The sequence below is a fragment of the Caballeronia sp. LZ065 genome (genome assembly GCF_031450975.1).
In the GTDB taxonomy this organism is placed as follows: domain Bacteria; phylum Pseudomonadota; class Gammaproteobacteria; order Burkholderiales; family Burkholderiaceae; genus Caballeronia.
This window is the reverse complement of sequence record NZ_JARUXV010000015.1, coordinates 1-3,594: the sequence shown is the minus strand read 5'-3', so window position 1 is coordinate 3,594 and position 3,594 is coordinate 1. Positions and strand designations below refer to the sequence as shown.

Sequence of the window (3,594 nt, the reverse complement as noted above, 5' to 3'; positions counted from 1 at the left end):
AATCGTCGGCAGATCCGCCGGCTGCGTTTTCGGTTTGCGAGGCATAAATTCTCCTTGTGAGCATGTTATGCCTCAAACACGAAATTGCTGACAGGCCCACAGACCGACGCGAATACGGGAAGTCCATAGAAACGCAAGCAAACACAAGCAACCCACGCGAAGGACCAGAGCGCAGACCAGGGCAGTGCTAACAGACCGACGCGAATACGGGAAGTCCATGGAAACGCAAGCAAACACCAGCAACCCACGCGAAGGACCAGAGCGCAGACCGGGGCAGTGCTAACAGACCGACGCTAATACGGGAAGTCCATGGAAGCGCAGACGAACGACATCAAGCGCAAGCAAACAAAAACCCCTCACCGCGTCGCGGCGCCCCGCGCAAACCTCGGCGCATCATCCTCGAAAGATTCCTCGAGAGTAGAAAGCTCGACCCCTGCTGCTTCCCTGAGCGGAACGATCGAAACAACCGAAATAACCGCCAGGAAAATAATGTACCCAACAAGAGGCCAATATCCGCCTGCCCAGGCGATGAGCATCGCCGCAATCACCGGCGTCGGCCCACTCCACGACACAGTCGCAAGCTGATAAGCCAACGACACCCCGCTATACCGCACCCCCGACGAATATTGCTCGGCAAAAAGGCTAGGCTGTGCCGCCTGAACAGACCCCTCCCCAACCGCCATCGCAAGACTCATTGCAAGCACGATCAGCGGATAGCTCCCCGTGTTGAGCAACATGAAGTACGGGTAAATGAACAGCCCAAGAAAAATCATGCCGCCCATGAAAACCTTCTTGCGCCCGATGCGATCCGAAAGCGCCCCGAACGTAGGATGGGCCACCAGCGTGCACGCCGCCGCAATCATCAACGCCTGCAACGCATCACTACGCGGCAAATGCAGGTTCTGCGTCAGATACACCAGCGAATACACCGCCACCACATAAAAACCCGCACACTGCACCGCCTGCGAGGCCACGAGCAAGAACGTCGTACGCTTATGACGCTTCAGCAGCGTCGCGATCGGCACGGCCGGCGTGTCATGCTTGCGGCGCATACGCTCGATGCTCGGCGACTCCGCCAGACGCCGCCGAATCACAATCCCCACCACCACCAGAATCCCCGACAACAAGAACGGCACCCGCCAGCCCCACGCAGCAAACTGCTCCGGCGTGGTCAGCGCAGTGGTCGCCGCCATCGCACCCGTCGAAAGAATCAACGCGCCCGGAATGCCCATCTGCGGCCAGCTGCCATAGAAGCCGCGCTTCTTCGCAGGCGCATGCTCGATCACCATCAACGTCGCACCACCCCACTCGCCACCCACCGCGAAACCCTGTACAAAACGCAACACGGTCAGCAAGATCGGCGCGGCTATGCCCGCGCTCGCATACGTCGGCAACAAGCCAATCAGGAACGTCACGCCGCCCATCATCGTCAGACTAAGCACCAGCATCGCCTTGCGGCCAATACGATCGCCAAAATGCCCGAACACCGCGCCACCCACCGGCCGCGCAATGAAACCCACCGCAAAGCTCGCAAGCGACGCAATCGTGCCCGCCACCGGATCAAAGGTCGGAAAGAACAGCTTGCTGAATACGAGCGCCGCCGCGGACGCAAAGATAAAGAAGTCGTACCACTCGAGGGTCGTGCCGATGGTGCTCGCAAGCGCCACACGCCGGATGTCGGCGATTTCTGCCATGTCTGTCTCCAAGGGGTGCGCCCGGTCAGGCCGGGCGCTTTGTTCTTGCTTGATCGATGGTGTAAAGCCTTAGCCCGCCTTGCGCTCCGCCTCGCCATTCACGCCCGCGAATGCCTGCTTGCGCCAGTCGCCCGCATCCGGCTTCGCCAAGCCCAGGTTCTCGCGCAACGTCGTGCCGTCGTAATCCTTGCGGAACACGCCACGACGCTGCAACTCCGGCACCACCTGGCGCACGAAGTCCTCATAGCCGCCAGGAACGTGCGTCGGCGAAATCACGAAGCCGTCGCAACCGCCTTCGACAAACCATTGCTCCATCTGGTCAGCCACCGTCTTCGCCGTGCCCGCGAACACCGGGAATTCATTCAGACGCGCCCGGTTCGAGAAGTCCACGAAATCACGCACCGACGGGTTCTGCTTACCCGACAGCATCACCACGCGATCACGGAAACCGGTCCAGCCCGAAATGGCCTTCATCTCGGCATCGGTGAACGGCGCGTCGTAGTCGCGCTTCGAGAAGTCCGTGTTGAGCACTTCGCACAGCAGCGTCAGCGAGTCGATCGGCTTCGCCAGCGAATCGATGTATTCGCGCTCCTGCTGCGCAATCTCTTCCGATTCGGCGACCACCGTGTAACACGCCGTCGATACCTTGACCTTCTCCGGATCACGCCTCGCCGCCGACACCGCCTGCTTCAGCTCGGCATACTGCTTCTTGCCCGCCGCAAGGTTCGGGTACACGACGAAGATCAGCTCGCCCCAGCGCGACGCAAACGCACGGCCACGGCCGCTCTGCCCCGCCTGGATCAACACCGGATGACCCTGCTGCGAACGCGGCACCGTGAGCGGGCCGCGCGACTTGAAGTACGCGCCCTTGTGATCGAGTCGATGCACCTTGGCCGGATCGGCAAAACGGCCGCTCTCCTTGTCGAGGATCAGCGCATCGCTTTCCCACGAATCCCAATGACCCATCACGGTCTCAAGAAATTCGTCGGCGCGATCGTAGCGCAAGTCATGCTCGAGATGCATGTCGCGTCCGAAGTTCGCCGCCTCCGAATCGTTCAGCGACGTCACCACGTTCCACGCGACACGGCCCTTCGTCATCAGGTCCAGCGTCGCAAAGTGACGCGCGATGTGGTACGGCTCGTAGTAAGTCGTCGAGTACGTGGCGCCGAGGCCGAGATGCGTCGTAGCCATTGCCATCGCAGTGACGATCGGCGACGGGTCCATCTTCACGGCGCGCACACCATGCTCCACCGTCTGCGCATGATCGTTGCCGTAGATGTCCGGCATCGCCAGACGGTCGTCGAAGAAGGCCAGATGGAACTTGCCCTCCTCCAACGTGCGCGCAATGCGCTGGTAATACTCCGGCGACATGAAGTCCTGCATCGCACCGCTATGACGCCAGGAGCCAGGATAGGTCGAGCAGTTCTGAGCCTGCAGGAAACCAATGAGCGTCATCTGACGCGAAGTGTTGTTTGCCATGTTGAGCATGCCTCCTCGTTCTTGTCGGCGTTATCAGACGCCGGGAATTTCAATCGTCAGCAACGGTGCGTGTTGCTGCGCGCCGAAGGTGTCGCGCTCGCCCACGCTGCCCTGCGCCCACGAACGCTTCAGGGTCAGCTTGAAGGCGCGCGCCGGGTCGAAGAACATCAAGGTCACGATGTCCTCCTTCGTCACGTTGTACAGCTTGCAGATCAGCGCCTCGGTCAGCACCCCGCTGGCCTTCACGCGTTCGTATAGCGTTGGTTCGTCGAAGATCACGTCGAACGTGATCTCGAACGGACCCGAGTTCTTGCTGCGCACCACCTTCGCCAGTTCGCGCAGCGTCTTGCCTTGTGTCTGCGTCGTGCTCATGCGCCTACCTCCACGATCTCAACCGGAAACAGCGACTCCGCCGAGTCGA

3 protein-coding genes are annotated in these 3,594 nt (G+C 60.8%); all 3 read right to left on the bottom strand.

Annotated elements, in window-relative coordinates:
- Positions 1 to 356: 356 nt before the first annotated feature.
- The 3 genes from QCE63_RS35390 to QCE63_RS35380 all read right to left on the bottom strand — a co-directional run bounded on the left by QCE63_RS35390 (position 357) and on the right by QCE63_RS35380 (position 3,545).
- Positions 357 to 1,694: an MFS transporter gene (locus tag QCE63_RS35390; RefSeq protein WP_309839905.1), complete on the bottom strand. Its 1,338-nt coding sequence runs from the start codon at positions 1,692 to 1,694 to the stop codon at positions 357 to 359.
- A gap of 69 nt (positions 1,695 to 1,763) precedes the next feature.
- Positions 1,764 to 3,173 carry an LLM class flavin-dependent oxidoreductase gene (locus tag QCE63_RS35385; protein ID WP_309839903.1) on the bottom strand — a complete coding sequence of 470 codons (1,410 nt, stop codon included), beginning with the start codon at positions 3,171 to 3,173 and terminating at the stop codon, positions 1,764 to 1,766.
- Positions 3,174 to 3,206: 33 nt separating this feature from the next.
- Positions 3,207 to 3,545, bottom strand: a complete 339-nt coding sequence (locus QCE63_RS35380; RefSeq protein ID WP_309839874.1) for a DUF4387 domain-containing protein — start codon at positions 3,543 to 3,545, stop codon at positions 3,207 to 3,209.
- Between the last annotated feature and the right edge of the window lie 49 nt (positions 3,546 to 3,594).